General features: G+C 65.4%; 23 protein-coding genes. 11 read left to right on the top strand and 12 right to left on the bottom strand.

The features are described from left to right. Positions 1–134: 134 nt before the first annotated feature. The 3 genes from KHP16_RS15865 to KHP16_RS15855 form a co-directional block, all read right to left on the bottom strand. Positions 135–1,340 carry a branched-chain amino acid ABC transporter substrate-binding protein gene (locus KHP16_RS15865; protein WP_109580221.1) on the bottom strand — a complete coding sequence of 402 codons (1,206 nt, stop codon included), beginning with the start codon at positions 1,338–1,340 and terminating at the stop codon, positions 135–137. A gap of 508 nt (positions 1,341–1,848) precedes the next feature. Then, positions 1,849–2,832, bottom strand: coding sequence for a 4-hydroxy-3-methylbut-2-enyl diphosphate reductase (gene ispH / locus KHP16_RS15860; protein ID WP_373561880.1), 984 nt, complete (start codon positions 2,830–2,832; stop codon positions 1,849–1,851). Next, on the bottom strand, positions 2,832–3,320 hold the full coding sequence (locus KHP16_RS15855) for an FKBP-type peptidyl-prolyl cis-trans isomerase (protein WP_211960644.1): 489 nt from the start codon (positions 3,318–3,320) through the stop codon (positions 2,832–2,834). The genes ispH and KHP16_RS15855 overlap by 1 nt, the downstream gene beginning before the upstream one ends. A gap of 94 nt (positions 3,321–3,414) precedes the next feature. On the opposite strand from KHP16_RS15855, the gene radC reads away from it, so the two are divergent. The 4 genes from radC (at position 3,415) to nadB (ending at position 6,440) form a co-directional block, all read left to right on the top strand. Further along, on the top strand, positions 3,415–4,131 hold the full coding sequence (gene radC, locus KHP16_RS15850; protein ID WP_109580219.1) for a RadC family protein: 717 nt from the start codon (positions 3,415–3,417) through the stop codon (positions 4,129–4,131). 147 nt (positions 4,132–4,278) lie between these two features. Continuing rightward, positions 4,279–4,512 (top strand): 50S ribosomal protein L28, encoded by a 234-nt coding sequence (gene rpmB, locus KHP16_RS15845; RefSeq protein WP_008644908.1) that lies wholly within the window; start codon positions 4,279–4,281, stop codon positions 4,510–4,512. A 13-nt stretch (positions 4,513–4,525) separates the two neighbouring features. Further along, a complete protein-coding gene (gene rpmG / locus KHP16_RS15840; protein WP_010814980.1) occupies positions 4,526–4,696 on the top strand; it encodes a 50S ribosomal protein L33 in 171 nt (56 codons plus the stop codon). Positions 4,697–4,811: 115 nt separating this feature from the next. Further along, positions 4,812–6,440 (top strand): L-aspartate oxidase, encoded by a 1,629-nt coding sequence (nadB, locus tag KHP16_RS15835; protein ID WP_121490541.1) that lies wholly within the window; start codon positions 4,812–4,814, stop codon positions 6,438–6,440. On the opposite strand, the gene nadC is transcribed toward nadB, so the two are convergent. From nadC to purN, 6 genes are all read right to left on the bottom strand, one after another. After that, entirely contained in the window at positions 6,430–7,293 is an 864-nt protein-coding gene (gene nadC / locus KHP16_RS15830; RefSeq protein WP_109580217.1) for a carboxylating nicotinate-nucleotide diphosphorylase, read from the bottom strand. The genes nadB and nadC overlap by 11 nt on opposite strands. Continuing rightward, a complete protein-coding gene (gene nadA, locus KHP16_RS15825) occupies positions 7,290–8,477 on the bottom strand; it encodes a quinolinate synthase NadA (protein WP_115952735.1) in 1,188 nt (395 codons plus the stop codon). Before nadA ends, nadC begins: the two co-directional genes overlap by 4 nt. A gap of 131 nt (positions 8,478–8,608) precedes the next feature. After that, complete coding sequence (locus tag KHP16_RS15820) at positions 8,609–9,799, bottom strand: DesA family fatty acid desaturase (protein WP_109580215.1); 1,191 nt, start codon at positions 9,797–9,799, stop codon at positions 8,609–8,611. A 261-nt stretch (positions 9,800–10,060) separates the two neighbouring features. Next, entirely contained in the window at positions 10,061–11,443 is a 1,383-nt protein-coding gene (locus tag KHP16_RS15815) for a mechanosensitive ion channel family protein (protein WP_115952736.1), read from the bottom strand. After that, positions 11,443–12,846, bottom strand: coding sequence for an RsmB/NOP family class I SAM-dependent RNA methyltransferase (locus KHP16_RS15810; RefSeq protein ID WP_179593159.1), 1,404 nt, complete (start codon positions 12,844–12,846; stop codon positions 11,443–11,445). The genes KHP16_RS15815 and KHP16_RS15810 overlap by 1 nt, the downstream gene beginning before the upstream one ends. Continuing rightward, positions 12,843–13,508: a phosphoribosylglycinamide formyltransferase gene (gene purN / locus KHP16_RS15805; protein WP_211960643.1), complete on the bottom strand. Its 666-nt coding sequence runs from the start codon at positions 13,506–13,508 to the stop codon at positions 12,843–12,845. Before purN ends, KHP16_RS15810 begins: the two co-directional genes overlap by 4 nt. A gap of 237 nt (positions 13,509–13,745) precedes the next feature. Between purN and KHP16_RS15800 the strand changes: the two genes are divergently transcribed. After that, positions 13,746–14,405 carry a response regulator gene (locus tag KHP16_RS15800; RefSeq protein ID WP_109580212.1) on the top strand — a complete coding sequence of 220 codons (660 nt, stop codon included), beginning with the start codon at positions 13,746–13,748 and terminating at the stop codon, positions 14,403–14,405. A gap of 58 nt (positions 14,406–14,463) precedes the next feature. Here the strand turns inward: KHP16_RS15800 and KHP16_RS15795 are convergent, their stop codons facing one another. Beyond that, a complete protein-coding gene (locus KHP16_RS15795; protein WP_115952737.1) occupies positions 14,464–16,254 on the bottom strand; it encodes an ATP-binding response regulator in 1,791 nt (596 codons plus the stop codon). A gap of 272 nt (positions 16,255–16,526) precedes the next feature. Here KHP16_RS15795 and KHP16_RS15790 point away from each other — a divergent pair, with 272 nt between their 5' ends. The 6 genes from KHP16_RS15790 (at position 16,527) to dut (ending at position 23,996) form a co-directional block, all read left to right on the top strand. After that, on the top strand, positions 16,527–17,492 hold the full coding sequence (locus tag KHP16_RS15790; RefSeq protein WP_109580210.1) for a bifunctional riboflavin kinase/FAD synthetase: 966 nt from the start codon (positions 16,527–16,529) through the stop codon (positions 17,490–17,492). A gap of 133 nt (positions 17,493–17,625) precedes the next feature. Further along, positions 17,626–20,505 (top strand): isoleucine--tRNA ligase, encoded by a 2,880-nt coding sequence (gene ileS, locus KHP16_RS15785; RefSeq protein WP_115952738.1) that lies wholly within the window; start codon positions 17,626–17,628, stop codon positions 20,503–20,505. Continuing rightward, on the top strand, positions 20,505–21,062 hold the full coding sequence (gene lspA, locus KHP16_RS15780) for a signal peptidase II (RefSeq protein WP_109580208.1): 558 nt from the start codon (positions 20,505–20,507) through the stop codon (positions 21,060–21,062). Before ileS ends, lspA begins: the two co-directional genes overlap by 1 nt. A gap of 69 nt (positions 21,063–21,131) precedes the next feature. Beyond that, complete coding sequence (gene coaBC, locus KHP16_RS15775; RefSeq protein WP_109580207.1) at positions 21,132–22,331, top strand: bifunctional phosphopantothenoylcysteine decarboxylase/phosphopantothenate--cysteine ligase CoaBC; 1,200 nt, start codon at positions 21,132–21,134, stop codon at positions 22,329–22,331. A gap of 85 nt (positions 22,332–22,416) precedes the next feature. After that, positions 22,417–23,445: an LLM class flavin-dependent oxidoreductase gene (locus KHP16_RS15770; protein WP_211960642.1), complete on the top strand. Its 1,029-nt coding sequence runs from the start codon at positions 22,417–22,419 to the stop codon at positions 23,443–23,445. A 56-nt stretch (positions 23,446–23,501) separates the two neighbouring features. Beyond that, positions 23,502–23,996: a dUTP diphosphatase gene (dut, locus tag KHP16_RS15765; RefSeq protein ID WP_115952740.1), complete on the top strand. Its 495-nt coding sequence runs from the start codon at positions 23,502–23,504 to the stop codon at positions 23,994–23,996. Here dut and KHP16_RS15760 read toward each other — a convergent pair whose 3' ends face one another. Together KHP16_RS15760 and KHP16_RS15755 are read right to left on the bottom strand one after the other, a co-directional pair. After that, complete coding sequence (locus KHP16_RS15760; protein WP_211960641.1) at positions 23,997–24,842, bottom strand: VOC family protein; 846 nt, start codon at positions 24,840–24,842, stop codon at positions 23,997–23,999. It abuts the gene before it with no gap. Positions 24,843–24,864: 22 nt separating this feature from the next. After that, positions 24,865–25,890, bottom strand: coding sequence for a tripartite tricarboxylate transporter substrate binding protein (locus KHP16_RS15755; protein ID WP_115952741.1), 1,026 nt, complete (start codon positions 25,888–25,890; stop codon positions 24,865–24,867). Between the last annotated feature and the right edge of the window lie 118 nt (positions 25,891–26,008).

The raw sequence follows: 26,008 nt of genomic DNA, 5'->3' as shown, positions 1-26,008 counted from the left end.
GTGTAAATATAGGCGGGTGTGCTGCGCCCGTCCGCTCCCATCCTTGTAAGGATGCCAATCGCGTACGACGGACTAAAAAGAACGGCACCGCAAGGTACTCACGGTGCCGTTCGTCAGGGCCGGTAAGCCCGGTATTACATCTTCACGACGTCGAGGACGGACTTCTTCTTGTCCTTGTACTCGTACAGCGTGATGGTGCCTTCCTTCATGTCGCCCTTCTCGTCGAAGGCGATGTTGCCGATCACGCCCTTGTAGTTCGTCTTGGGCATTTCGGCCAGGATGGCGGCCGGCTCGACCGAGTTGGCGCGCTTCATGGCGTCCACGATCACGTTGACGGCGTCATACGTGAACGGGGCGTAGATTTGCACCGGGGCGTTGAAACGCGCCTGGTAACGCTTCTCGAAGTCCGCGCCGGTTTCCATCTTCGACAGGGCCAGACCGGCTTCCGAGCAGATGATGTTCTGCACGGCATCGCCAGCCAGCTCGGCCACCTTGTCGGTACACACGCCGTCGCCGCCAACGATCTTCGACGCGATGCCGAGTTCCTTGGCCTGCTTGGCGAACGGACCGCCGGTGGCGTCCATGCCGCCGTACATGATGACGTCCGGCTTCTTGCCCTTGATCTTGGTCAGAATGGCCTTGAAGTCGGTGGCCTTGTCGTTCGTGGCTTCACGTGCCACGACGTTCACGCCAGACGCCTTCGCGGTCTTCTCGAACTCGTCGGCCAGGCCCTTGCCATAGGCGGTGGCATCGTCAACGATGGCCACGCTCTTGGCTTGCAGGCTCTTGGCGGCGTAGTTCGCCAGCGCCGGGCCCTGCTGGGCGTCGGTCGCGACCACGCGGTACGTGGTCTTGAAGCCTTGCTTCGTGTAGTCGGGGTTCGTCGAGGACGGCGAGATCTGCACGATGCCGGCATCGCTGTAGATCTTCGAGGCGGGAATCGACACGCCCGAGTTCAGGTGACCGACCACGGCCACGACCTTGGCGTCCACCAGCTTCTGGGCCACGGCGGTACCGGTCTTCGGATCGGCGGCGTCGTCTTCGCCCACCAGTTCCAGCTTGATCTTCTTGCCGCCGATCTCGAGGCCGGCCTTGTTGGCTTCCTCGACGGCCAGGCGCGCGCCGTTCTCGTTGTCCTTGCCAAGGTGGGCGATGCCGCCCGTCAGCGGTGCCGCGTGGCCGATCTTGACGACGACTTCGCCGCCACCGGCTGCGGGCGCTGCGGCCGCGGCAGGCGCCGATGCGGCGGCATCGGCAGGCTTTTCTTCCTTCTTGCCGCAGGCTGCGACCAGCGCCACTGCAGCCGCGATCGGCAGAATCTTGGCAAACGTGAATTGCATGAGTGATCTCCTAGGATTCACAAAAACAGGGGAGAACTGGACCCTCCCGAACGCTCCCCTGTACCGCCTTTGTTTAGTTTCAATTTGAAACGCCGCGCATTGTATCCCGATTTTTTGCGGACGCAATATGCGACGCAACAACCTGAACCGTTTTCCCATCAATTGCGCTAGGGAATTTCCCCAATGCACAGATTGGGGCAATCTAAGCCCACCCGATGGACCCGTCGCTAACCCTATCAAGAATCGTGCCCACATCTCCAAAAGTGGCATTAAAGCCGCGCGCCGCACAGCGCATAATAGACACGGTTTTAAATAGGCATTTATTTCTAATTCAGCAATGCCTCTCCAATGTGCATAATGTCTGGGCGCACCATAATAGGGAAAACCCGTGATTGCGGGATTACCCTGATATTGTCTGGCTGTCGGCACATTCACATAAGCGTTCGCAAAAACGAGGCGAAAAAAAACGGCACCATCAAGGTGCCGTTTCTTCATTGCAGCGGGCGGGTCAGACCGAAACGCTCGCCAGTCCCCGCGGCAGCGGGAAGGACATGTTTTCTTCCACGCCTTCCAGCGCGCGCACCGATCGCGCGCCCAGCGCGCGCAGGCGCTCGACGATCGCCTGTGCCAGCGCCTCGGGAGCGGAGGCGCCCGCGGTCAGGCCGATGCGGCGCTTGCCCGCGACCCACTCGGGTTGCAGTTGCGCGGGATCATCGACCATGTATGCCGGCACGCCGAGGCGGTCCGCCAGTTCGCGCAGGCGGTTGGAGTTCGAGCTGTTGGGGCTGCCCACGACGATCACGACTTCCACCTGCGGCACCATGAACTTCACGGCGTCCTGGCGGTTCTGCGTGGCGTAGCAGATGTCCTGCTTCTTGGGCTCGCGGATCTCGGGGAAACGCGCCTTGAGCGCGGCCACGATCTCGGCGGTCTCGTCGACCGACAGCGTGGTCTGCGTGACGTACGCCAGCTGGGAGGGGTCCGCGACTTCCAGGCGCTTCACGTCCTCGACGGATTCCACGAGGAGCATGCCTTGCTCCGACTGGCCCATCGTGCCTTCCACCTCGGGGTGGCCGCGATGGCCGATCATGATGATCTCGCAGCCCTCGGCGCGCATCTTGCCGACTTCCACGTGCACCTTGGTCACGAGCGGGCACGTCGCGTCGAACACGGTCAGGCCGCGCTCCACGGCGTCCGCGCGCACTTCCTTGGAAACGCCGTGCGCGCTGAAGATGACCGTTGAACCGGACGGCACTTCATCGAGCTCGTCGACGAAGACCGCACCCTTCTGGCGCAGGTTCTCCACGACGTAGGCGTTGTGCACGATCTCGTGACGCACGTAGATCGGCGAACCGAATCGCTCGAGCGCGCGCTCGACGATCTCGATGGCACGGTCGACGCCGGCGCAGAAACCACGCGGCTGAGCGAGCAGGATCTCCGCATCGAGGGCGGGCTGATTGTCGAGCATGGAACGTTCCGCAACGGTGGACATCAGAGAATTCCGATCAGCTGGACATCGAACAGGATCGTCTGTCCGGCCAGCGGGTGATTGAAGTCGAAGAGCGCGGCGGTCTCGCCGAACTCCTTGAGCACGCCGGCGTAACTGCCACCGCCCGGCGCATTGAATTCCACGAGATCGCCCGGCGAGTAATCCTCGTCGAACGAGCTGTTCTCGCGCAGCGTCGCCAGCGAGACCCACTGCAGCAGTTCCGGATTGCGCGGGCCGAACGCAAGTTCCGGCGCAAGCCGGTATGTCATGCGCTCCCCTTCGGGCATGCCGAGCAGCGCCTGTTCCAGCATCGGCGCCAGTTGGCCTTGTCCGAGCAGCAGCGTGGCGGGCTTCTCTTCGAAGGTGCTTACCACTTCGGTGCCGTTCTCAAGGGAAACACTGTAGTGCAGGGTCAGGAAGGAGTCCGCCTGTACGGTCTTGCGGCCCGCCGGGCCGCCCTCCGCTTCCGACGCAAAGTTTTGCAAATTCATGGGTGATCAACCGGTCAACAACCCGTATTGTATGCGACTGGACCAACTGACGCCGACCGGCGCGCCTGCCGGCAACCCGGCGAGGAGCCGAATCATGCCGATAACCGACTGGCCCGTCAGCGAACGACCCCGCGAAAAGCTGTTGCAGGCGGGTGCCGCCACGCTGTCCGACGCCGAATTGCTTGCCGTGTTCCTGCGCGTCGGCGCCGCCGGCAAGACCGCGCTCGACCTCTCCCGCGAACTGATCGGCAGCTTCGGTTCGCTGACGCAGCTGTTCGCCGCCGATCCGGCCCGCCTCGCCGAAGTCAAGGGCATGGGACAGGCCAAGTTCGCGCAGTTGCTGGTCGTGCCCGAACTCGCGCGCCGCGCGCTCGCCGAATCGCTACGTACCCCCCGCCCGCTCGGCACGTCCCGCGCCGTGCGCGACTACCTGCGCCTCACGCTGTCGCAGTTGTCCCACGAGACCTTCCACTGCCTCTATCTGGACACCCACCACCGCCTCATCGCCAGCGAGGAACTGTTCCGCGGCTCGCTGCGGCAGACCCGCGTCTATCCGCGCGAGGTCGCGCGCCAGGCATTGTTCCATAATGCGGCTGGCGTGATCGTCGCCCATAACCATCCGGGCGGCGCCGCCGAACCGAGCCGCGGCGACGTTGCGACCACGCGCCGCCTGGCCCGCGCGCTCGGCACGCTCGACATCGATCTCCTCGACCACTACATCGTGGCGGGCAACGCCGTGTACTCCTTCGCCGAGCACGATCTGATGCCCGCCCCGGAAGTGCCGCCCAGTGCACGGCACCACACTCCCTGACCGAAAAGCGCGGAAGACGTTGATTCCCCTTGCGCTTCCGGTCTATAATGCTCGTTTTGCTGAAGTCTCAACCGCTGCAGTCCGGGCCGCGCGCCTTTTGTTGATCTGTTGCGAACATTGTCCACGAAAAAGATTTAGGAGTGCTTCATGGCACGCGTCTGTCAAGTGACCGGGAAAGCGCCGATGGTCGGCAACAACGTTTCCCACGCAAACAACAAGACCAAGCGCCGTTTTCTGCCCAACCTGCAGAACCGCCGCTTCTTCGTTGAATCGGAAAACCGCTGGGTGAGCCTGCGCGTCTCGAACGCCGGTCTGCGCCTGATCGACAAGAAAGGCATCGACGCCGTGCTCGCAGATCTGCGCGCACGTGGCGAAGTCTAATTAGGAGTACACCATGGCCAGCAAAGGCGGACGCGACAAGATCAAGCTGGAATCGACCGCAGGTACGGGTCATTTCTACACGACGACCAAGAACAAGCGCACCATGCCGGAAAAGATGGAGATCATGAAGTTCGATCCCGTCGCCCGCAAGCACGTCGCTTACAAGGAAACCAAGATCAAGTAATTGGTCCTGATTTTCACGAAGAACCCCGCTCCAAGCGGGGTTTTTTGTTTTGGCGTGGGTGTACACTTCCGAGCTTTCCCTCATGCCACGCGCCCGCCCGCGCGATTCCTGCACCATGAACTACGACGTCGCGATCGTCGGGAGCGGACTGGCCGGTCTGACCGTCGCCCTCCAACTGGCCGAGACACACCGCGTGGCGATGCTCACCAAGCGCGCGATGACGCAGGGGGCAAGCGATTGGGCACAGGGCGGCATCGCCGCGGTGCTCGATTCAGGCGACAGCTACGACGAACACACGCAGGACACGCTGGTTGCCGGTGCCGGGCTGTGCGATGAAGGTGCGACGCGCTTCATCGTGGAGCATGGCCGCGACGCCATCCAGTGGCTGATCGACCGCAGCGTGCCGTTCACGCGCGACGATCAGGCCGAGCTCGGTTTTCACCTCACGCGTGAAGGCGGCCACAGCCATCGCCGCATCATCCACGCGGCCGACGCGACAGGCCACGCCGTGGTCACCACGCTTGCCGAGCAGGCGCGCCGGCATCCGAACATCACCATCATCGAGGACCAGTTCGCGATCGATCTGATCACCGCGGAGAAGCTGGGCCTGCCCGGCAACAAGTGTTACGGCCTGTACGTGCTCGACGACACAACCGGCGAGGTGCGCACCATCACCGCCACGCACACGGTCCTCGCGGCCGGCGGCGCGGGCAAGGTGTACCTGTACACCACCAATCCCGATACCGCGACCGGCGACGGTATCGCGATGGCATGGCGCGCGGGCTCCCGCGTCGCCAACATGGAATTCATCCAGTTCCATCCGACCTGCCTCTACCACCCCTACGCCAAGTCGTTCCTGATTTCGGAAGCCGTGCGCGGCGAAGGCGGCCTGCTCAAGCTGCCCGACGGCACGCGGTTCATGCCGGACCACGATTCGCGCGCGGAACTCGCGCCCCGCGACGTGGTGGCGCGCGCGATCGACTTCGAGATGAAGAAGCGCGGCCTCGACTGCGTGTACCTCGACATTACGCACCAGCCGCCGGAATTCCTGAAGGAACATTTCCCGACGATTCACGCGCGCTGCCTCGAGCTCGGCATCGACATCACGCGCGAGCCCATCCCCGTGGTGCCCGCCGCGCATTACACCTGCGGCGGCGTGGTGACGGACACGTCGGGACGTACCGATCTGTCGAACCTCTACGCGGTCGGCGAGACGGCCTGTACGGGCCTGCACGGCGCAAACCGGCTCGCTTCGAATTCGTTGCTGGAATGCATCGTGATCGGCCGCGCGGCAGCGGCCGACATCGCTTCGCAGAGCAAGGCCGGCGCGCCGGACATCCAGTTGCCCGCCTGGGACGAGAGCCGCGTGTCCGATGCCGACGAGGAAGTCGTCGTCTCCCACAACTGGGACGAACTGCGGCGCATGATGTGGAACTACGTGGGGATCGTGCGCACGGACAAGCGCCTCGAGCGCGCGCAGCACCGCATCGGCCTGTTGCGCGAGGAGATCGCGGAGTACTACGCGAACTTCCGCGTCACCCGCGATCTGCTCGAGCTGCGCAACCTCGTCGAGGTGGCGTCGCTGATCGTGGACAGCGCCTACTCGCGGCACGAGAGCCGCGGCCTCCATTTCAGCCGCGACTATCCCGATACGTTGCCGAAGGCGTTGCCGACCGTGCTGCAGCCGATGACGCGGCGCGCGGAAGCGCACCGCAACGGCAAACAGAAAAACCTCAGCCGATAATCCGCAGCGAGTAGTCGGTCGCGCGCACATCCTTCGTGAGCGCGCCGACGGAGATGCGATCGACGCCGGTCTCGGCGTACGTGCGGATCGTCTCGGCATTCACATTGCCGGACACTTCGAGCAGCGCACGGCCCGCGTTGACCCGCACGGCCTCGTGCATCATCGGCACGGTGAAGTTGTCGATCAGCACCGACGTTGCCCCTGCGGCCAGCGCCTCCTGGAGTTCGGCGATCGACTCCACCTCGATCTGGATCGTGGCATCGGCGCCAAGCGCCAGCGCGGCCTGCATCGCGGCGGTAATGCTGCCCGCCGCCGCAATGTGATTTTCCTTGATCAGGATGCCGTCATACAGCGCCAGCCGCTGGTTCTCGCCGCCACCTATCTTCACCGCGTACTTCTGCGCAAGGCGCAGACCCGGCAGTGTCTTGCGCGTGTCCAGCACGCGGGCGCGCGTGCCTTCGATCAGGTCCGCGTATCGCCGCGTGGCCGTCGCCACGCCCGACAGCAGTTGCAGGAAATTCAGCGACGGCCGCTCCGCGGTGAGCAACGCGCGCGCGGGACCGGTGATCTCGCACACCACGTCGTCGGGCGCCATGCGCGCGCCCTCTTCCTTGAACCAGCGCACCTCGAGCCGCTCGTCCACGGCCTTCATGCAGGCCTCGAACCACGGGCGTCCGCAGAGCACCGCCGACTCGCGCACGATCACGCGCGCGTGGGCGATCTTGTCGGCCGGCACGAGCAGGCCTGTCAGGTCGCCACTGCCGACATCCTCGTCGATCGCATCGCCGACGTTGGCGGCGAGCGCCGTGCGCAGCGCGGGACCGTAGCTGTCGAATACCGGATTGACGCTCATGCCGGACCCACTCCCTGGAACAGTTGCGATTCGCGCGCGAGATCGGAGGACGGGCGCACGTTGGCTTTCTGCCTGGCGGCGAAATCCAGCATGCGGTCGATGCATGTATAAGCCTGGCGGCCGATCTCGGGATCGACGTGAATCTCGTTGTGGCCCTTCTCGAGCACCTCGGCGAGATTTGAAAGCGCGTTCATCGCCATCCACGGGCAATGCGCGCAGCTCTTGCACGTCGCGCTGTTGCCGGCGGTCGGCGCCTCGATGAAATGCTTGCCCGGAGCCGCCATCCGCATCTTGTGCAGGATGCCGTTGTCCGTGGCCACGATGAATTCCGTCGCATCGAGCTGCTGCGCGGCGGTAATCAGCTGCGTCGTCGAGCCGACCACGTCGGCCAGCGCCACCACGTTGGCCGGAGACTCCGGATGCACGAGGATCTTCGCGTTCGGATGCTCTTTGCGCAGCAGATCGAGCTCGATGCCCTTGAACTCGTCATGCACGAGGCATGAGCCCTGCCACAACAGCATGTCCGCGCCGGTCTGCTTCTGGATGAAGCCGCCGAGATGCTTGTCCGGCGCCCAAAGAATCTTCTCCCCGCGCGCATGGAGGTGCTCGACGATCTTCAGGCCGATGCTCGACGTCACCATCCAGTCCGCGCGCGCCTTCACGGCCGCACTGGTGTTCGCATAGACCACCACGGTCCGATCCGGGTGCGCATCGCAAAAGGCCGCGAAGTCGTCCGCCGGACAGCCGAGGTCGAGCGAGCAGGTCGCGTCGAGATCGGGCATCAGGATGGTTTTCTCGGGGCTGAGGATCTTCGCGGTCTCGCCCATGAAGCGCACACCGGCCACGACCAGCGTGGTGGCCGGATGCTCGCGCCCGAAGCGCGCCATCTCGAGCGAGTCGGATACGCAACCGCCGGTTTCCTCGGCGAGGTCCTGCAGATCGGCATCGACGTAGTAATGCGCGACGAGCACCGCATTGCGCGCCTTGAGCAGGCGTCGGATGCGATCCTTGAGCGCCGCGCGCTCGTCCTGCGACAGCACCGGCGGCACCTTGGCCCAGGCATGGGCCACGCAACTCGTGCCGGCACCCATATCGGCGTCCGTCAGGTTCGGCTTTTCGAACTCGACGGTCTTGATCGAGGTCGTCGATGGGGATGCTTGTGGGGGGGATGTTTGTGGGGTCATGTCTTGCGGTACTCCTCTGCCACCCGCACGGCGCCGTACTTGCGGCGCCCTTTATCGAACACGGAAAAGAGTTTAACCATAAAAAAAGCCCCGCGAGGTGCGGGGCTTCCTTCGTGGTGCGGCCGATTGTATCAGGCGTATCGGCGCAGGCGCAGCGAGAAATCCTGCAGCGCTTCGATGCCGCTGGCCTCGGCGCGGTGACACCAGGCCTGCAGCGCCTGCAGCAGCTGCTCTCGCGTCATGTTCGAGCGGCCCCAGATCACGGCGAGCTCGCGGCGCATTTCCACGAACGTATGCAGCGCCTTGTTCTGCTCGACGATGCTGGCCAGTTGCTGGCGCTGCGTCGCGGCGAGCTTGGTTTCCTCGCGGTGGAACCACTTGCGCGCGGGCTTCAGGCTGCTGTACTCGGCCACACGGCCTTCCTTCAGCTTGTCCAGTTCCTGGCGGAACGCGCCCTTCACGGCCTTGGCATAGCGGGCCATCACGTCATAGCGGTTGGCGATGATCGCCTCCAGCGTGTTGTGATCGACCGGACGGGCCTCGACGAGGCGAGCCTTGGGCGGGACCTTCTTGACCTTGGCCAGGCCCACGGCCTGCATCGCGCGGATGTAGCCCCAGCCCACATCGAACTCGTACCACTTGATCGAGAACTTGGCCGAGGTCGGGTACGTGTGGTGGTTGTTGTGCAGCTCTTCGCCACCGATGATCAGCCCCCACGGCGACACGTTGGTCGAGGCGTCCTCGCAATCGTAATTGCGATAACCCCACCAGTGGCCCAGGCCGTTGATGACGCCTGCGGCGTGGATCGGGATCCACAGCATCTGCACGGCCCACACGGTCAGGCCGATCACGCCGAACAGCGCGACGTCGATGATCAGCATCAGGCCGACGCCCTGCCAGCCAAAGCGGGAGTAAACGTTCCGCTCGATCCAGTCGTCAGGCGTGCCGTGGCCGAACTTGGCGATGGTTTCCTTGTTCTTGGCTTCCTCGCGATACAGCTCGGCGCCTTCCAGCAGCACCTTGCGGATGCCACGGGTCTGCGGGCTGTGCGGATCGTCCTCGGTTTCGCACTTGGCGTGGTGCTTGCGGTGGATGGCGGTCCATTCCTTCGTCACCATGCCCGTGGTCATCCACAGCCAGAAACGGAAGAAATGCTGGGCGATGGGATGCAGGTCCAGCGACCGGTGCGCCATGCAGCGGTGCAGGAAGATGGTGACGCCCGCGATGGTGATATGGGTCATCACCAGCGTGTAAAGGGTGATCTCCCACCAGGTCCAGTTGGCAAGGCCATTGGCGGCCCAGTCAAGAATTGTGTCGAACAAACTGTTCTCCGTCGATTAAACAGGTCTGTAGTCCAGCACGGGTCGTGCCAGCCCACTCAGTGCGCAGCAAAACGTCTGCGAAAGAATCATCGATTGCGATAGCTATCTCGACGCACCCGGCGCGACTTCAAGGGCCCGGGCGGTTCGCGGTACGAGCCGCTGCAATCTGGCGGCTGTATGGTGTGGGGCGCGCGGCTGGTTCCAGTTGCGTTCACAGTCTTTCTGCACAGCCGAAACTCTTACCCGCGACAACCCCCTATTCTACCGGATCGTGGCAGGCGGAACATCCGCTTTTTCCCCGACTTGGAGCGCCCCCTGCGGCGTTGGTTCCGCGTGTGACCCCGGCATCGCACGAATCTCGCGCTGCGGATAGGGTATCGAGATGCCATGCGCCTGGAACGTGCGCCAGATCGCGCGGTTCATCGCCGATTGCACACCGAGCTTGCCCTTCTCCGGATCGGCGATGTTGACGGCAATTTCGTACTCGATGCCGCTTTCGGCGAACGTCACGAGGAACGCTGCCGGCTTCGGATCGGCCAGCACACGTGGCAGATCGCGCACACATTCCTCGAGCAGCGCAATCACGTGGTCCGGGTCTGCGGCGTAATCCGCCTGGACGCGGGTTGCCACGCGCACGTTGTTCGTAAAGGAATGGTTCTGTACCGACTGCGCCACAAGCTGCTCGTTCGGCACCAGCGTCTCGCCGTCGCCATTGCGGATGACCGTGTAACGCGTACGAATCTGCGCAACGATGCCCGTGTACTTGTCCACGGTAATCTGGTCGCCGAGCTTGACCGAGCGGTCCAGCAGGATGATGAATCCCGAAATATAGTTGCTCGCGATCTTCTGCAAGCCCAGACCGAGGCCCACGCCCAGCGCGCCGCCGAACACGGACAGTACGGTCAGGTCGATCCCGACCAGCGACAGGCTCAGCAGCAGCGCCACCACCAGCAGCAATGCCTTGGCGATGCGCGTGAGCACGACCTTGAGGTTGGTGTCGAGACTCGGCGCGCGCATCAGCCGGTCCTCGAGCCACGAGCCGAACCACATCGCGACCAGCACGGTCAGCAGGATCCAGACCGCGCCGAGCAGCGTGCTGGCGAGGCTCACGTCATGCTTGCCGCCTACCGAGAACCGCACCGCCTGCATCCAGCCAATGACGTCCCAGAGCAGGCCGAGCACGTACAGTCCCATGCCGAGCCACACGAGCGTCGTCAGCACCTTCTCGACGAGGACGAGCATCCCCTGCAGCTGGCCGTTGCCGGACATCACGCGCCGCAGGATATAGAACGCGAAATACAGGAACGTGATGCCGAACAGCGGCACCAGCGCAAGCCGCAACACGCTCACCGACCAGAACGGCGCCAGCGCGTAGCGGGCGCCCAGGACGAGCAGCCATCCGAAGAGCGGGAACATCGCCCGCTCGAGGCTGGTGGCGGCAAAGCGCAGCGCGAAGCTGGACGTGGCATGCCGGGCATCCAGCCGCTTCACGACATGACGCGCGAGAAACCACGCCACCACGAGGCAGCCCGCCAGCACCCCGATCTGCCAGAAGAACGCTTGACCGCCTGCATCGCGGATCAGGTCATCGAGCATGCGTCCGAACGGGGGATGTTCGGACGCCGCAACAGCCGCCTCGGGCATCAGCGCGTCCGTTCCAGGACCGCCGCGAAGAATCCGTCGGTCTGGTGGATATGCGGAAACAGCGCCAACATGCCGCTATCCGCGGACAAATTGGGGACTTCGATCTTCTGTTCCGCCAGCACTTCCTGCACCGGAACCAGCCGGAAGTTCTCGTGGGTTGCGAGGAAATCGCGCACGATCGCTTCGTTCTCGGCTTCCAGCACGCTGCACGTCGCATAAACGACGCGGCCGCCGCCTTTGACGAGGCGCGCGGCGGAATCGAGAATCGCGCGCTGCTTTTCCGTCAGCTCGACCACGGACTCCGGCGTCTGACGCCATTTGAGGTCCGGATTGCGGCGCAGCGTGCCGAGCCCGCTGCACGGCGCGTCCACGAGGACGCGGTCGATCTTGCCGGCCAGACGTTTGACCTTCGCGTCGCGCTCGGAGTCGATCAGCACCGGATGAACGTTGGACAGCCCGCTGCGCGCCAGCCGCGGCTTCAGGTTCGACAACCGCTTTTCCGACACGTCGAATGCATACAGACGACCGGTCGAGCGCATCGCCACGCCAAGCGCCAGCGTCTTGCCGCCCGCGCCCGCGCAGAAGTCCACGACCATCTCGCCGCGCTTGGGCGCCACGAGGTGACACAGCAACTGGCTGCCTTCGTCCTGCACTTCCACGCCGCCGTTGATGAACAGCGGGAGTTGATTCAGCGCGGGCTTGCCCGTCAGGCGGATACCGGCCGGCGCCATCGGCGTGGGCGCGGCGCCAATGCCCGCGGTCTCGAGTTCCTCGATGGCCTGTTCGCGCGACACCTTGGTCAGATTGGCGCGCAGGTCCAGCGGCGCGGGGCGCAGCCACGCATCGCCGAGCGCGGCCGTGAAGGCCTCGCCATGGCGCGCGACGAGATCGTCGTACAGCCACTCGGGCAGGTTCGCCCGCACGCGCGGCGCGAGGCTCGCGCGCTCGATCGTGGTCAGACGGTCGAGCCACTCGGCTTCGTCGGGATAAAGAAACGGCGTGAGCGCGTCGCGGCCCAGCGTGGCGGCAAGGCCCAGCAGACCCAGACGGCGTGTCGCGGAACCCGTGCCGCTTTCGGCAAACTGGCCGAATTCGACGCGTCGGCGCAACACCGCGAAGATGGCCTCCGCGATGATGCCGCGCTCGCGATGGCCCAGCTTGCTGTTCTCGCGGAAATAATGACTCACCACGGCATCGGCCGGGCGCGCGAACAGCAGCACCTTGCCGAGCAGACGGTCGATATGCTGCAGATGGAACGCCTGCAGGCCGCTGCTGTTGCGCGCGAACGCGCCGTCGGTGCCGGTGGGCTTGGCGCCCGCTTTGCGGATCGGGCTCGACTTGCCCTTGCTGCGATTGCGCGGTCGGTCTTGCTGAGGTGTTGCGTGATTACGACTGATTGTCATGATGGGATACCTGCCACGCCGGCGTTGGCTGAAAGGGCCAGGAACCACTGCGGTTCGGCCGGGTGAACGTGAACGATGCCGTCCTGCACGCGCAGCCGGTTCTCGACGAACCAGCGTACGGCACGCGGATAGATGATGTGCTCGCACGCGAGCAGACGCTCCGCCAGCGACTCGGGTGTGTCGCCAGGCTGAACATCGAGTGCCCCCTGCATCACGATCGGACCATGATCGAGCTCAGGAGTCACGAAATGCACCGTCGCGCCATGCAGCTTGACGCCCGCATCGAGCGCCTGCCGATGCGTCCTGAGGCCAGGAAAACTCGGCAACAGCGACGGGTGAATATTCAACATGCGGCCCGCGTAATGATCGACGAAAGCCGGCGTGAGAATGCGCATGAACCCCGCAAGAACTACCAGATCCGGCGCATGGGCATCGATCGCGTCGCGCATAGCCGTATCGAAAGCGGTACGGTCGGGATAATGCTGATGGTCGATAACGACCGTGGGGATACCATGCTCGGCGGCGAACTGCAGGCCTGGAGCATCCGCGCGGTTCGACAGAATAGCCGCAACTCGGGCAGGCCAGCGCTCGGATTCGCAGGCACGAACGATGGCTTCCATGTTTGTGCCACGCCCCGAGATGAGGATCACAATATTTTTCATCGCGCAATTCTACCAAGTCAAAGCTTAAACTCTCGCAAAGCGAGCGTATTAGGTGCTTAATTCACGGGAAATTTGCATCCATCGGCAAATTCCCATGGCGAGATGGCGGAAATTACTTGCGATGGATGGATTGTGACGCCTCACTCGCTCTGTTAGAGTGGCCGTTACGTCCACGCGCCCCCTTAGGCAAGGCGAGGTGACAACAAGGACGAGCTGGGAAATTAGACGGGAATACGCATGTCGAACACTGCACCGACTCTGTTGGTGGTCGATGATCATCCTATGGCCCTATCAGGCACGACCGCGTTTCTCGCGGAAGTCATGCCGGACGTCGCGGTTCACGCGGCCGGCAGTGCCAAAGAGGCGCTCAACTCGCTGCAACAGGGATTGCGTCCCGATATCGTGCTGCTCGATATCTGGCTCAACGACGGCACGGGCTTCGATGCCATGCAGTCGTTCAAGACCGTGATCCCCGGCGCGCGATTCATCTTCATGTCTGCGGAAGCGACGCCGGAGATCGTGGGCCGGGCCCGCGCCCTCTCCGCATGCGGCTTCGTGGGCAAGCACCTCGATGCCAACGCGTTCACCGCCGCGGTCCGCAAGGTGCTGGCCGGCGATACGAGCTTTCCGACCGACGAAGCGCTCAGCGGCCGCTCCCAGCAGTTCGGCCCCGCGCACGGCATTCCGGTCACCCCGGCGGAACTGGGTCTGACGCCGCGTCAGGGTTCGGTGCTCGCGCTCGTGCTGGAAGGTCTTCCGAACAAGGTCATCGCGCGCAAGCTCGGCCTGACCGAGAACACGGTCAAGGAGCACGTCTCCGCGATCCTGCAGCGGCTCGGCGTGCGCACCCGCATGCAGGTGATGTCGCGCATGGAGCGTTTCCGCCTGCGCCAGTAAAGCGCCCGGCCGATTCAGGCCTGACTCGGGCAACCCTCGGGTAGCGCCCGGATCAGGGTCAGGCCGGATGCAGCCAACGGCGCAGCAGCATGCGCAATGCCGCCGGATCGACCGGTTTCGGCAGCACGAAGTACCCCGCCTCTTCCGCCGCCACCAGCGCGTCGGATTTCAGATCGCCCGTCAGCAGCGCGCTGCGTGCCTGCGGTTGCGTGGTTTGCCACCGCTCGAGCAGATCGAGCCCATTCTCGCTGCCCGGCAGGCGCAGATCGCAGAAGATGATGTCCGGCTTCAACCCCTTGCGGAACAGGCTGTCGGCCTCGGCGCCATGCGCCGCGCAGGCGACGCGAATCCCCCACGCTTCCATCAGCGCGATCCACGCCTTGCGGATCTGATTGTCATCGTCGACTACGAGCACGGTGCCGCGCATCGGCTCGGGCCTCGCCTCCTCCGCGCGCGCATTGGCGCGCATGGCGCGGATGCTCGCGATGGACTCGGTCGGCGCCGGCGCGAGCGCGAACCAGAACACGGACCCCTTGCCCGGCACGGAACGCACGCCATAGGTGCCGCGCATCAGCCGTACGCACTCCTTGAAGATCGCGAGGCCGAGTCCCAGCCCCTGCGACGGATCGCGCTGCGGGTTGTGGACCTGATAGTACGGCGAGAAGATGTCCGGCAGATGCTCGGGCGTGATACCCGCGCCCGTGTCCCACACTTCGAGCCGGATGTGCTTGCGGCGCTGCCGGGCCGTGACGAGGATGCCGCCGCGCTTCGTGTAGCGCAGCGCGTTCTGCACCAGGTTGAACAACGCGCGCCGCAGGAGGACGGGCTCCGCCATCGCATAGATTTCGTCTGGCACGCGCGGGTTCAGCGACAGGCCGCTCTCGCGCGCATCGGCCGCGAACTGGCTCATCACGTCGTGGATCAGCCCGTTGAGGTCGCACGGTTCCAGCGTCGGCAGCACCTTGCGGCCCTCGAGCTTCGACAGGTCGAGCAGCGAGCGGAACAGCAGGTCGATGGTCTGCGTGCCGGCCGCGACCTGCTCGACAAGCGGATGCAGCGAGCTCGACTGGTTGCGCGCGCGCAACGCTTCCACGAGCATCACGAGCGCATGCACGGGCTGCCTGAGGTCATGGCTGGCCGCGGCGAGGAAGCGCGACTTCTCCTCGCTTGCGTGGAGCGCGCGTTCTTTCTCTTCCTGGAACTGCTTGGCGAGCCGGCGGCTCCCGCTCTCCAGCTGGATCGCCCGCACGAGCGTTTGCTGGAGGTTCAGCGCATGGCGCGCGAGCATCAGCGCGTAGACGATCAGCAACACCTGCACGTAGCCGCCATGCCCCGGAAACGCGAAATCGGCGAGCAGCACGTTGGGGACGAGGATGGGCACGCCCGCGAAGACGAGGTTCGACGGCACCGGCGATTGCGAGGTGGCGCCGCCCGCCAGCACGCCGAGGGTCAGCAGATACAGGACCGCCGAAAACACGCTCGAGTCCGTGTAGAGATGCAGCAGCGCCGAACTGCCCCACGTGAGGCCCGTGACGAACGCGTACATGCGCATGTTGTTCCACCACTTGCGCGTGTGGGCGGAGCGGCTCATGCGGCCGCCGTCGCGCTTGTAGCCGAAGTAGAACCACGCGACCGTCGCGGTCAGCACCAGCATCGCCCCGCACCACACGAGCAGCGCCACGTGCTGCGCCTCGTTCCAGAACGCGGCGGCCGTCATGCCGGGCAGGATGAGCGACGCGCCGATGCCCGTCGGGGACACGCGGTGCACCGTGGCAAGCAGTTTTGCGCGCGTCTCGGTGTCGAGCGGCGGCCCGGGCGGGGGCAGTAACTTGTTGAGCAGCGCGTTCAAGAGTTGACCCTGACATCTGACGCTGACACCGCGGCGCCGCCCGACCCGCCGAAATCTGCCAGAAACGACAGAATGCGCAGGGCGCGCCGGTCATTGCATGTGTCGCGCGATTGGTATTCCGAGTGGCGCATATCATGCCGCCTTTTGCGGCGCCGCGCCATGTTTCGGCGCCGCATCGGCCACAAAGGGGGCCGGCGCGCCGCCAAATGGGGCAGACGGGGCCATTCGCCTTATAATGCCCGTTTTCCCCGAATTGCTTTGTCGCCGTCCTCGTGAAAGTCTTCCGCGGCCTGCCCAACGCCGAAAGCCGGGCGCCCTGCGCGCTCACCATCGGCAATTTCGACGGTGTGCACCGCGGCCACCAGTCGCTGCTCGCGCGCGCCCGCGCGGCCGCCGACGCGCGCGGCCTGCCGCTGTGCGTCATGACCTTCGAGCCGCACCCCCGCGAATTCTTCACGCCCGATCGCGCCCCGAAGCGCATCGCGCTCCTGCGTGACAAGCTCGACGCGCTGCGCGCCAATGGCGTGGACCGTGTGGTGGTGGAACACTTCAATGCCCACTTTGCCGCGCAGTCGCCGCGGGCGTTCGTTGAAAACGTGCTCTGGCACGGCCTGCACGCGCGCTGGGTGCTGGTCGGCGACGACTTCCGCTTCGGCGCGCGGCGCGCCGGCGACGTGGACTTCCTGCGCGAAGCGGGCCAGCAGTATGGCTTCGACGTCGAGCAGATGGGCTCCGTGTCCGAAGGCGGCGTGCGGATCTCGAGCTCGGCGGTGCGCCAGGCGCTGGAAGACGGCGATCTGGAACACGCGCGGCGCCTGCTCGGCCATGGCTATGCGATCAGCGGCCACGTGATCCATGGCCGCAAGCTGGGCCGCGATCTTGGCTTTCCGACGCTGAACCTCCGCATCTCCCACAAGCGCCCCGCGGTCAATGGCATCTTCGTGGTGCAGGTCCATGGGCTGGCCGACCGGCCACTTCCCGGCGTGGCCAGCATCGGCGTGCGTCCCACTATCGAGGACGCGGGCCGCGTGCTGCTGGAAGTGCATCTGTTCGATTTCAACGCCAACCTCTACGGCAAGATCGTGCGCGTGGAGTTCATGAAGAAGCTGCGTGACGAGGCGCGCTTCGACAGCCTCGAAGAACTGACCGCCGCCATCGCGAAGGACAGTGCCGATGCGCGGGCGTTTTTTGGCCTGACCGCGCCGGACGCGACGTCGGCGACCGACCGAATTAGGTAGCGGAGCCGGCGCGCGGTACCTCGTACCGCGGCGCCGGTGGCCCGCCACCCTCCGCCTCACCGCCAGTTATCCGAATGATCGCGCGGCGACATCGAACCACCGCCGCGCCCGACCGTATCCCGAGAATCAAGACATGTCCGACGACAAACGCGCCAAGCCCGAGAAAAGCAAGTATCCGGTCAACCTGCTGGATACGCCGTTCCCCATGCGGGGCGACCTGCCCAAGCGCGAGCCGCTGTGGGTGAAGCAATGGCAGGACAAGCAGCTGTACAAGAAGATCCGCGCGGCCCGCAAGGGCGCGAAGAAGTTCGTGCTGCACGACGGCCCCCCGTACGCGAACGGCGACATCCACATCGGCCACGCGGTCAACAAGGTGCTGAAGGACATGATCGTGAAGGCGCGCGGCCTGACGGGCCTCGACGCCGTGTACGTGCCGGGCTGGGACTGCCACGGCATGCCGATCGAGATCCAGATCGAAAAGCAGTTCGGCAAGGGCCTGCCCGTGCAGGAAGTCCAGTCGAAGGCCCGCGCCTACGCGACGGAGCAGATCGCGCGCCAGCGCAAGGACTTCGAGCGCCTCGGCGTGCTCGGCGACTGGGCGAATCCGTACCTGACCATGAACTTCAGCAACGAGGCCGACGAACTGCGCGCGCTCGGCAAGATCATGGAGAAGGGTTACGTGTTCCGCGGCCTGAAGCCCGTGAACTGGTGCTTCGACTGCGGCTCGGCGCTGGCCGAGGCAGAGGTCGAATACAAGGACAAGGTCGACCTGTCGATCGACGTCGGCTTTCCGTTCGCGGAGACCGACAAGCTGGCGCACGCCTTCCATGTGCCGCTGGCCCAGCTCGAAGCCAAGCCGGGCTGGATCGTCATCTGGACGACCACGCCGTGGACGATCCCGTCGAACCAGGCGCTCAACGTACATCCGGAAGTCGAGTACGCGCTCGTCGATACGCCGCGCGGCTACCTGATCCTGGCGACCGAGCGCGTGGAAGAACAGCTCAAGACGTACGGCCTCGAAGGCAAGGTCGTGGCCACGACCCGCGGCGAGGCGCTGTCGGAGATCCGCTTCCACCATCCGCTCGCGAAGATGGACGCCGGCTATGACCGCCTGTCGCCGATCTACCTCGGCGACTACGTGACCACCGATACCGGTTCGGGCATCGTGCACTCGGCCCCGGCGTATGGCGTGGAAGATTTCCAGTCGTGCAAGGCGCACGGCATGCCGGACGCGGACATTATCAGCCCCGTGATGGGCGATGGTGTCTATGCCAGCACGCTGCCGCTGTTCGGCGGCCAGATGATCTGGGATGCCAATCCGAAGATCGTGGCGGTGCTCGAGCAATCGGGCAACCTGTTCAACTCACACAAGTACGAGCACAGCTACATGCACTGCTGGCGTCACAAGACGCCGATCATCTACCGCGCCACGTCGCAATGGTTCGCGGGCATGGACGTCGTGCCGGCCAATGACGGCCCCACGCTGCGCGAGACCGCGCTCGCGGGCATCGAGGCCACCGAGTTCTACCCCGCCTGGGGCAAGCAGCGCCTGCACAATATGATCGCGCACCGTCCGGACTGGACGCTGTCGCGCCAGCGGCAGTGGGGCGTGCCGATGGCCTTCTTCCTGCACAAGGAAACGGGCGCGCTGCATCCGCGCACGCCCGAGCTGCTCGAGGAAGTCGCCAGACGTGTGGAGCAGCATGGCATCGAGGCGTGGCAGACGCTCGACCCGAAGGACCTCCTCGGTGAGGAAGCCGCGCTGTACGAGAAGAACCGCGACACGCTCGACGTGTGGTTCGACTCGGGCACCACGCACTGGACCGTGATCCGCGGCTCGCACCGCGAGGACCTTTACGATCCGTCGGCCGACGAACCCGATGGCCGCCTCGCCGACCTGTACCTCGAAGGATCCGACCAGCATCGCGGCTGGTTCCACTCGTCGCTGCTGACGGCGTCGATGCTCTATGGCAAGCCGCCGTACAAGGCGCTGCTCACGCACGGCTTCACGGTCGACGGCGAGGGCCGCAAGATGTCGAAGTCCGTCGGCAACACCGTGTCGCCGCAGGACATCGCGAACAAGATGGGCGCCGAGATCATCCGTCTTTGGGTGGCCTCGACCGACTACTCGGGCGAACTGTCGATCTCGGACGAGATCCTCAAGCGCGTGGTGGAAGGCTATCGCCGTATCCGCAACACGCTGCGTTTCCTGCTGTCGAACCTCACCGACTACGACCACGCGCAGCACGCGCTGCCCGCGTCGGAATGGCTCGAGATCGACCGCTACGCCGTGGCGCTGACCGACCGCCTGCAGAAGGAAGTGCTGTCGCACTACCAGGCGTACGAGTTCCATCCTGTCGTCGCCAAGCTCCAGACGTTCTGTTCCGAAGACCTCGGCGGCTTCTACCTCGACGTGCTGAAGGACCGCCTGTACACGACGGCGCCGAACTCGCAGGCGCGCCGCGCCGCGCAGAACGCCCTGTATCACATCACGCAGGCGATGCTGCACTGGATGGCGCCGTTCCTGTCGTTCACGGCCGAGGAAGCGTGGCAGATCTTCGCGCATGGCACCGAGCACACCGACACGATCTTCACCAGCACGTATTACGACGTGCCGGCCGTGGACAACGCCGATGACCTGCTGCAGAAATGGCACGAGATCCGCGCTGTGCGTGCTGAGGTGACGAAGCAACTCGAGGCCGTGCGCGTCGAGGGCGAGATCGGCTCGTCGCTGCAGGCGGAAGTCACGATCGCCGCGGGCGGTCCGGTGCTGGCCGCGTTGCAGAGCCTCGACGACGACCTGCGCTTCGTGCTGCTGACGTCGGCGGCCAAGGTCGAGCCCGCGCCGGAAGGCGGCGATCTGCTCGTGACGGTCACGCCGTCCGCGCACGCCAAGTGCGAGCGCTGCTGGCACTACCGCGCCGACGTGGGCCACGACCCGGCTCACCCCACCCTCTGCGGCCGCTGCGACAGTAACCTGTTCGGCGCCGGTGAACACAGGAGCCACGCCTGATGGCCTCGTCTTCCTCTTCGTCCTCCTCGCGCGCGCGTCCCGCCGGCCGCAAGGGCAGCGGCAACAGCAAGGCCGGCCGCGGCAGCAGCACCACGCCGCTGCTGTGGATGGCGTTTGCCGTGCTGGTAGTGATTCTCGACCAGTTCTTCAAGATCGTGATCAGCCGCACCTTCGTGTACGGCGAATCGCGTCCGGTCACGAGCTTCTTCAACCTCGTACTGGTGTGGAACAAGGGCGCGGCGTTCAGCTTCCTCGCGGATGCCGGCGGCTGGCAGCGCTGGTTCTTCACGGCGCTGGCCGTGGTCGTGGCCGGCTTCATCGTCTGGCTGCTGTATCGCCATAACGGGCAGAAGATGTTCTGCCTGGCGATTTCGATGATCCTCGGCGGCGCCATCGGCAACGTGATCGATCGCGTGGTCCATGGCCACGTGATCGACTTTCTCGACTTCCATCTGCGCAACACGCACTTCCCGGCGTTCAACGTCGCCGATTGCGCGATCACGGTTGGCGCGGTGCTGCTGATCGTCGACGAGCTGCGGCGGGTGCGCCGGCACTGAACCGTCACTGAAGCACGTGGGACGGGGTGGCGGTATCATGCGCCATCATCGTTCCCACAGAGCTTTTCCATGGATCTGCGCGGCAAGCATATCGTCCTCGGCCTGTCTGGCGGCATCGCCTGCTACAAGTCGGCGGAACTGGTCCGCCTGCTCACCAAGGCCGGCGCCACCGTGCAGGTGGCCATGACCGAGGCGGCGACGCATTTCATCACGCCCGTCACCATGCAGGCGCTGTCCGGGCGCCCGGTCTATACCTCTCAGTGGGATGCGCGCGTCGACAACAACATGGCGCACATCGACCTGTCGCGCGAGGCCGATGCCATCCTCATCGCTCCCGCTTCCACCGACCTCATGGCGCGGCTCGCCCACGGGCTGTGCGACGACCTGCTCACCACGCTGTGCATCGCGCGCGATTGCCCGCTGCTGCTCGCCCCGGCCATGAACCGCCAGATGTGGGCGGCGCCGGCGACGCAGCGCAACGCGGCGCAACTGCGCGCCGATGGCGTTGCCATTCTCGGCCCGGGCAGCGGCGACCAGGCGTGCGGCGAGATTGGCGATGGCCGCATGCTCGAGCCCGAGGAAATCGTCGAGGACCTGATTGCGTTCTTCCAGCCGAAGCCGCTCGCCGGCAAGCGCGTGCTGATCACGGCGGGCCCCACGTTCGAGGCCATCGACCCGGTCCGTGGCATTACCAACCTCTCGTCGGGCAAGATGGGCTTCTCCATCGCACGTGCCGCGCGCGAGGCCGGCGCGGATGTGTTGCTCGTCGCCGGCCCGACTGCCCTGCCCACGCCGCGCGGCGTGGCACGCACCGACGTGCGTAGCGCGCAGCAGATGCATGACGCCGTGCTGGCGCAATTGCGCGACGTGGATGTGTTCGTCGCGGTGGCCGCAGTCGCGGACTGGCGCCCTGCTTCCGTCTCGGACCAGAAGCTGAAGAAGGCCAACGACACCGACACACCCACGCTGCAGTTCGTGCAGAACCCCGACATCCTCGCCGCCGTCGCCGCGCGCGCCGACGCGCCGTTCTGCGTCGGCTTCGCGGCCGAGAGCGAGAACCTCGCGCAGTACGGCGAGGAGAAGCGCCGCCGCAAGGGGGTGCCGCTGCTCGTGGGCAATATCGGTCATCACACGTTCGGCATGGACGATAACGAGATCGTACTGTTCGATGCCAACGGCATGACGCGCCTGCCACGCGCGGACAAGCTTGCCCTCGCGCGCCAGCTCGTGGGCGCGATCGCGGACCGGCTGCCGCGACGCCTGCCCTGACTTTCATCGCCTACGCCATCGCCGTCGTCCCGGCCGACGCGCCTCCGCGACGCTCTCCTATCCGACACCACTCCGGGAGCCCTGCATGACCGCCACGCAGAACGACCGGCCGCGCATGCGGCTATCCGTCCTCGACCAAAGCCCGGTGATCGCCGGCCATACGGCCCGCGACGCGCTGGCCGCCACGGTCGATCTGGCCCAGATGGCCGACGACCTCGGCTATACGCGTTACTGGTGCGCGGAACACCATGGCTTGCAGGGCGTGTGTAATCCCGCGCCCGAGGTCATGCTTGCGCGACTCGGCAGCGTGACGCGGCGCATCCGCCTGGGATCGGGCGGCGTCATGCTGCCCTATTACAGCCCGTTCAAGGTGGCCGAGCAGTTCCGCATGCTGGAGGGCCTGTTTCCTAATCGCATCGACCTCGGCGTGGGCCGCGCGCCCGGCGGCGACATGCGGACCGCGCAGGCCGTCGCCATGGGCGACTACAACCGTGGCGACCAGTTTGCGGAGCAGGTGCGCGACCTGGCGTGGCTGCTGAGCGGCGAGGTGCCGCCCGGCCATATCGCCGAGGGCGTGCTGCTGCAGCCGGCCATCGATACGCGCCCCGAGATCTGGGTACTCGGCTCGAGCGATTTCGGCGGCGCGCTGGCCGCGAAGCTCGGCGTGCGCTTTGCCTTTGCGCATTTCATCAACGCGCACTATGGGCACGCCGTGGCAACGCAGTATCGCGAAAGGTTCGAGGCGGGCTACGAGCAAACCCCGTACAGCGCCGCAGCCGTGTTCGTGATCTGCGCCGATACGCAGCACGAAGCGGACGAACTCATGCGCGCGGTCGATATCCGCCGCGTGCAGATGGCCTACGGTATCAATGCCCCGATTCCTTCCCTCGCCCAGGCGCGCGACTTTTCGCCGACCGAGCGGGACCGCATGATCATCGAACGCGAACGGCCGCGCACGATCTGCGGCACGCCAGAGATCGTCACCGAGCAGATGCTGGCGCTTCGGGAGCGATTCGCGGCGGACGAGCTCGTCGTGCTCAGCGTGACCGCGAGCTACGCGGCGCGGCAGCGCACGTATCAGTTGCTGGCCGAGGCGTTCGAACTCGATACGTGAGGGATAGCCAGCGCGACTGCGCTAACATCGCGTCTTTGCTTCAAATTCCGGACATCATGACCGCTGCACTGAACCCGACCGTCGAAATCAAGGTCCTCGACACGCGCCTGAACGAATGGGGCCTGCCGGCCTACCAGAGCGACATGGCCGCCGCCATCGACCTCCACGCCTGCGTGGACGGCCCGGTCACGATCGAGGCGGGCACGCCCGCGCAACTGGTTCCCGCGGGCATCGCCGTGCATATGGGCAACCCGTACATGGCGGCGACGATCGTGCCGCGCTCGGGGCTTGGCCACAAGAAGGGCCTCGTGCTCGGGAACTCGATCGGCGTGATCGACGCCGATTACCAGGGGCAGATTATGGTGAGCGTGTGGAATCGCAATGCGCCCGGCACCGAGCCGATCGTGATCCAGCCCGGCGAGCGCATCGCTCAGATGATGTTCGTGCCGGTGCTGCGCCCGGTCTTCACCACGGTGACGGAATTCTCGGCGGACAGCGCCCGCGGCGCGGGCGGCTTCGGTTCGACCGGCGTGTCGCACGCCAAGGGCTGATCAGCCCGCCTGCGTAAACAGCAGTGCCACGCCGTTCGCGGCGTGGGCCGGAATCAGCGTGTCGCGGGGCCCAAGGTCGCGCGCCGCGATACCGGCATTGCGCCAGTGCGCGCGTGCCGCATCGATATCCGACGTACGCAGCCGGATGGCGGCATAGCCGTTCTCCTCGCGCACGATCTCGTCCGTCCCCGTCTGGGCAGCCAGATTCGCGGCCGACGTCACCACCAGGTCGGCCCCATCGATGGCGATGCGCACGGCCCCATCCTTCAGCGGCGAGGCCTCGCCTCCTGTCATTTCCGCATAGACGCGTCCCGCCGACTCGACCTCGGCCGCCGGCACCACGAGGTACATCGCGGCAACGGCCGTGGCCCCGTTGGCATGCGACATCCACTCGGGACGCCAGAGCAGCTCGGGCGTCCGGTGCTCGCAGACGAAGTACCGCGCGCCGGGCGCGCCATCGACCGCCGTCACGCGGAACGTCGCCGCGTGCTCGCTGCCGTCCTCGAGGCGGACCGGCCGCGAGAATTCGATCGGATCGGACCGTTCGATGCCGGCCGCGCGCAGGCGCTCGGCGGTGGCGAAGGCATCGCGGCTCTTGCACGACGTCGCCGCGCAACCGCCGCCACGCTGCTGCGCGTCCCAGTAATACTGCCGGCTCGGGGTCGGCGCGGTCACATGCAACAGTTCCAGGTAGTCGCGCGCGAACATGATGCAGTGGTTCTGCGAGCCCAGCGTGTGATAGCCTCGCGGCGTCAGCGTGAAACCGAGCCGCTTCCATTGCCCGACCGCCGCATCGAGGTTCTGGCAGACGATGACGGCGTGATCGTACGGTTCGAGTAAGGACATGGGACCGGTCAAAAGGGGCGCATCAATCGAACTGGATATTCGCCTTGCGGGCGACCGCCTGCCACTTGTCATGCTCGTGGCGAACGAGGTTGCCCAGTTCCGCGGGCGTGCCCACGGCAATCTCGAAGCCCTGCGCCTGCAGCGCCTCGACCACGCGCGGCTGACGAATCGACCCCGCCAGCGCGTCGTGCAGGCGCGCGACCGTGTCGGCCGGCAGATTGGCCGGACCGAATACGCCAATCCACGAATATGCCTCGAAGCCCTTGAACCCCTGCTCCGCCACGGTCGGCACCTGCGGCAGCTGGCGCAGGCGCGAGGTGCCGGTCACGCCGAGCACCTTGATGGTCTTCGCGGCGATATGCGCCTGCACCGCGGCGTAGCTGCTAAAGAAGATATCGACTTCCCCCGCCAGCACGGCCTGCACCGCCGGGCCGCCGCCCTTGTAGGGAACATGGAGAAAGTGCACACCGGCGTCCGTGGCGAGCGCTTCGGCCGCCAGCTGGTTCAGGCTACCGATGCCGGACGACGCATAGCGGATGCCTTCCGGGCGGGCCTTCGCCAGTTCGACGAGTTCGCGCACATTGGTCGCCATCACGGCCGGATTGGCCGCGATCACAAGCGGAAAACGCACCAACTGCGAGACCGGCGTGAAATCCTTGAAGGTGTCGTAAGGCAGGTTCTTGTACGCAAAAGGATTGATCGCGTGCGTATCGAACGCCATCAGCAGCGTATTGCCGTCAGGCTTGGCGCGCGCCACGGCGTTGCTCGCGATCAGGCCGCCTGCGCCGGGCTTGTTGTCGACGACCACTGTCTGACCGAGCGCCGTCTTGAGGCCGGGCTGAAGCTGGCGCGCCACGATGTCCACGCTCCCGCCAGGTGGAAACGGCAGGACCATCGAGATGGGACGGTTGCTGGCCGGATTGGCCGGGCCTTCCGCGTGCGCGAGCGATGCGAGGGACGAGAGCGATCCGAGCGCAATCGACGAGGTGCCGACGGGCAGGGATTTCAGCAGCAGGCGGCGCAGCCGCGTGCGTTCGGGAGAGGACATCGGAGACTCGGCAGTGCGATCCGGGGACCGCAACAAGCAAAAAAGAAAAAGGGCGGCATGCCGCCGCCCTGTATTTTGCACGAGGAATATGCATTTTGCAGGCATCGCGCCCGTCTAT

The organism is Cupriavidus plantarum (genome assembly GCF_905397285.1).
Classification (GTDB): domain Bacteria; phylum Pseudomonadota; class Gammaproteobacteria; order Burkholderiales; family Burkholderiaceae; genus Cupriavidus; species Cupriavidus plantarum.
The sequence above is the reverse complement of the archived record's forward strand: the minus strand, read 5'-3'. Positions and strand labels throughout refer to the sequence as shown.

Coding starts and splice junctions, on each gene's coding strand:
- nadB (WP_121490541.1), top strand. CDS start 4,812: ATGAACTACGACGTCGCGATCGTCGGGAGCGGACTGGCCGGTCTGACC.
- dut (WP_115952740.1), top strand. CDS start 23,502: ATGACCGCTGCACTGAACCCGACCGTCGAAATCAAGGTCCTCGACACG.
- radC (WP_109580219.1), top strand. CDS start 3,415: ATGCCGATAACCGACTGGCCCGTCAGCGAACGACCCCGCGAAAAGCTG.
- KHP16_RS15865 (WP_109580221.1), bottom strand. CDS start 1,340: ATGCAATTCACGTTTGCCAAGATTCTGCCGATCGCGGCTGCAGTGGCG.
- ispH (WP_373561880.1), bottom strand. CDS start 2,832: ATGTCCACCGTTGCGGAACGTTCCATGCTCGACAATCAGCCCGCCCTC.
- ileS (WP_115952738.1), top strand. CDS start 17,626: ATGTCCGACGACAAACGCGCCAAGCCCGAGAAAAGCAAGTATCCGGTC.
- nadA (WP_115952735.1), bottom strand. CDS start 8,477: ATGACCCCACAAACATCCCCCCCACAAGCATCCCCATCGACGACCTCG.
- rpmG (WP_010814980.1), top strand. CDS start 4,526: ATGGCCAGCAAAGGCGGACGCGACAAGATCAAGCTGGAATCGACCGCA.
- coaBC (WP_109580207.1), top strand. CDS start 21,132: ATGGATCTGCGCGGCAAGCATATCGTCCTCGGCCTGTCTGGCGGCATC.
- nadC (WP_109580217.1), bottom strand. CDS start 7,293: ATGAGCGTCAATCCGGTATTCGACAGCTACGGTCCCGCGCTGCGCACG.
- KHP16_RS15770 (WP_211960642.1), top strand. CDS start 22,417: ATGACCGCCACGCAGAACGACCGGCCGCGCATGCGGCTATCCGTCCTC.
- KHP16_RS15855 (WP_211960644.1), bottom strand. CDS start 3,320: ATGAATTTGCAAAACTTTGCGTCGGAAGCGGAGGGCGGCCCGGCGGGC.
- KHP16_RS15755 (WP_115952741.1), bottom strand. CDS start 25,890: ATGTCCTCTCCCGAACGCACGCGGCTGCGCCGCCTGCTGCTGAAATCC.
- KHP16_RS15800 (WP_109580212.1), top strand. CDS start 13,746: ATGTCGAACACTGCACCGACTCTGTTGGTGGTCGATGATCATCCTATG.
- purN (WP_211960643.1), bottom strand. CDS start 13,508: ATGAAAAATATTGTGATCCTCATCTCGGGGCGTGGCACAAACATGGAA.
- rpmB (WP_008644908.1), top strand. CDS start 4,279: ATGGCACGCGTCTGTCAAGTGACCGGGAAAGCGCCGATGGTCGGCAAC.
- KHP16_RS15810 (WP_179593159.1), bottom strand. CDS start 12,846: ATGACAATCAGTCGTAATCACGCAACACCTCAGCAAGACCGACCGCGC.
- KHP16_RS15760 (WP_211960641.1), bottom strand. CDS start 24,842: ATGTCCTTACTCGAACCGTACGATCACGCCGTCATCGTCTGCCAGAAC.
- lspA (WP_109580208.1), top strand. CDS start 20,505: ATGGCCTCGTCTTCCTCTTCGTCCTCCTCGCGCGCGCGTCCCGCCGGC.
- KHP16_RS15815 (WP_115952736.1), bottom strand. CDS start 11,443: ATGCCCGAGGCGGCTGTTGCGGCGTCCGAACATCCCCCGTTCGGACGC.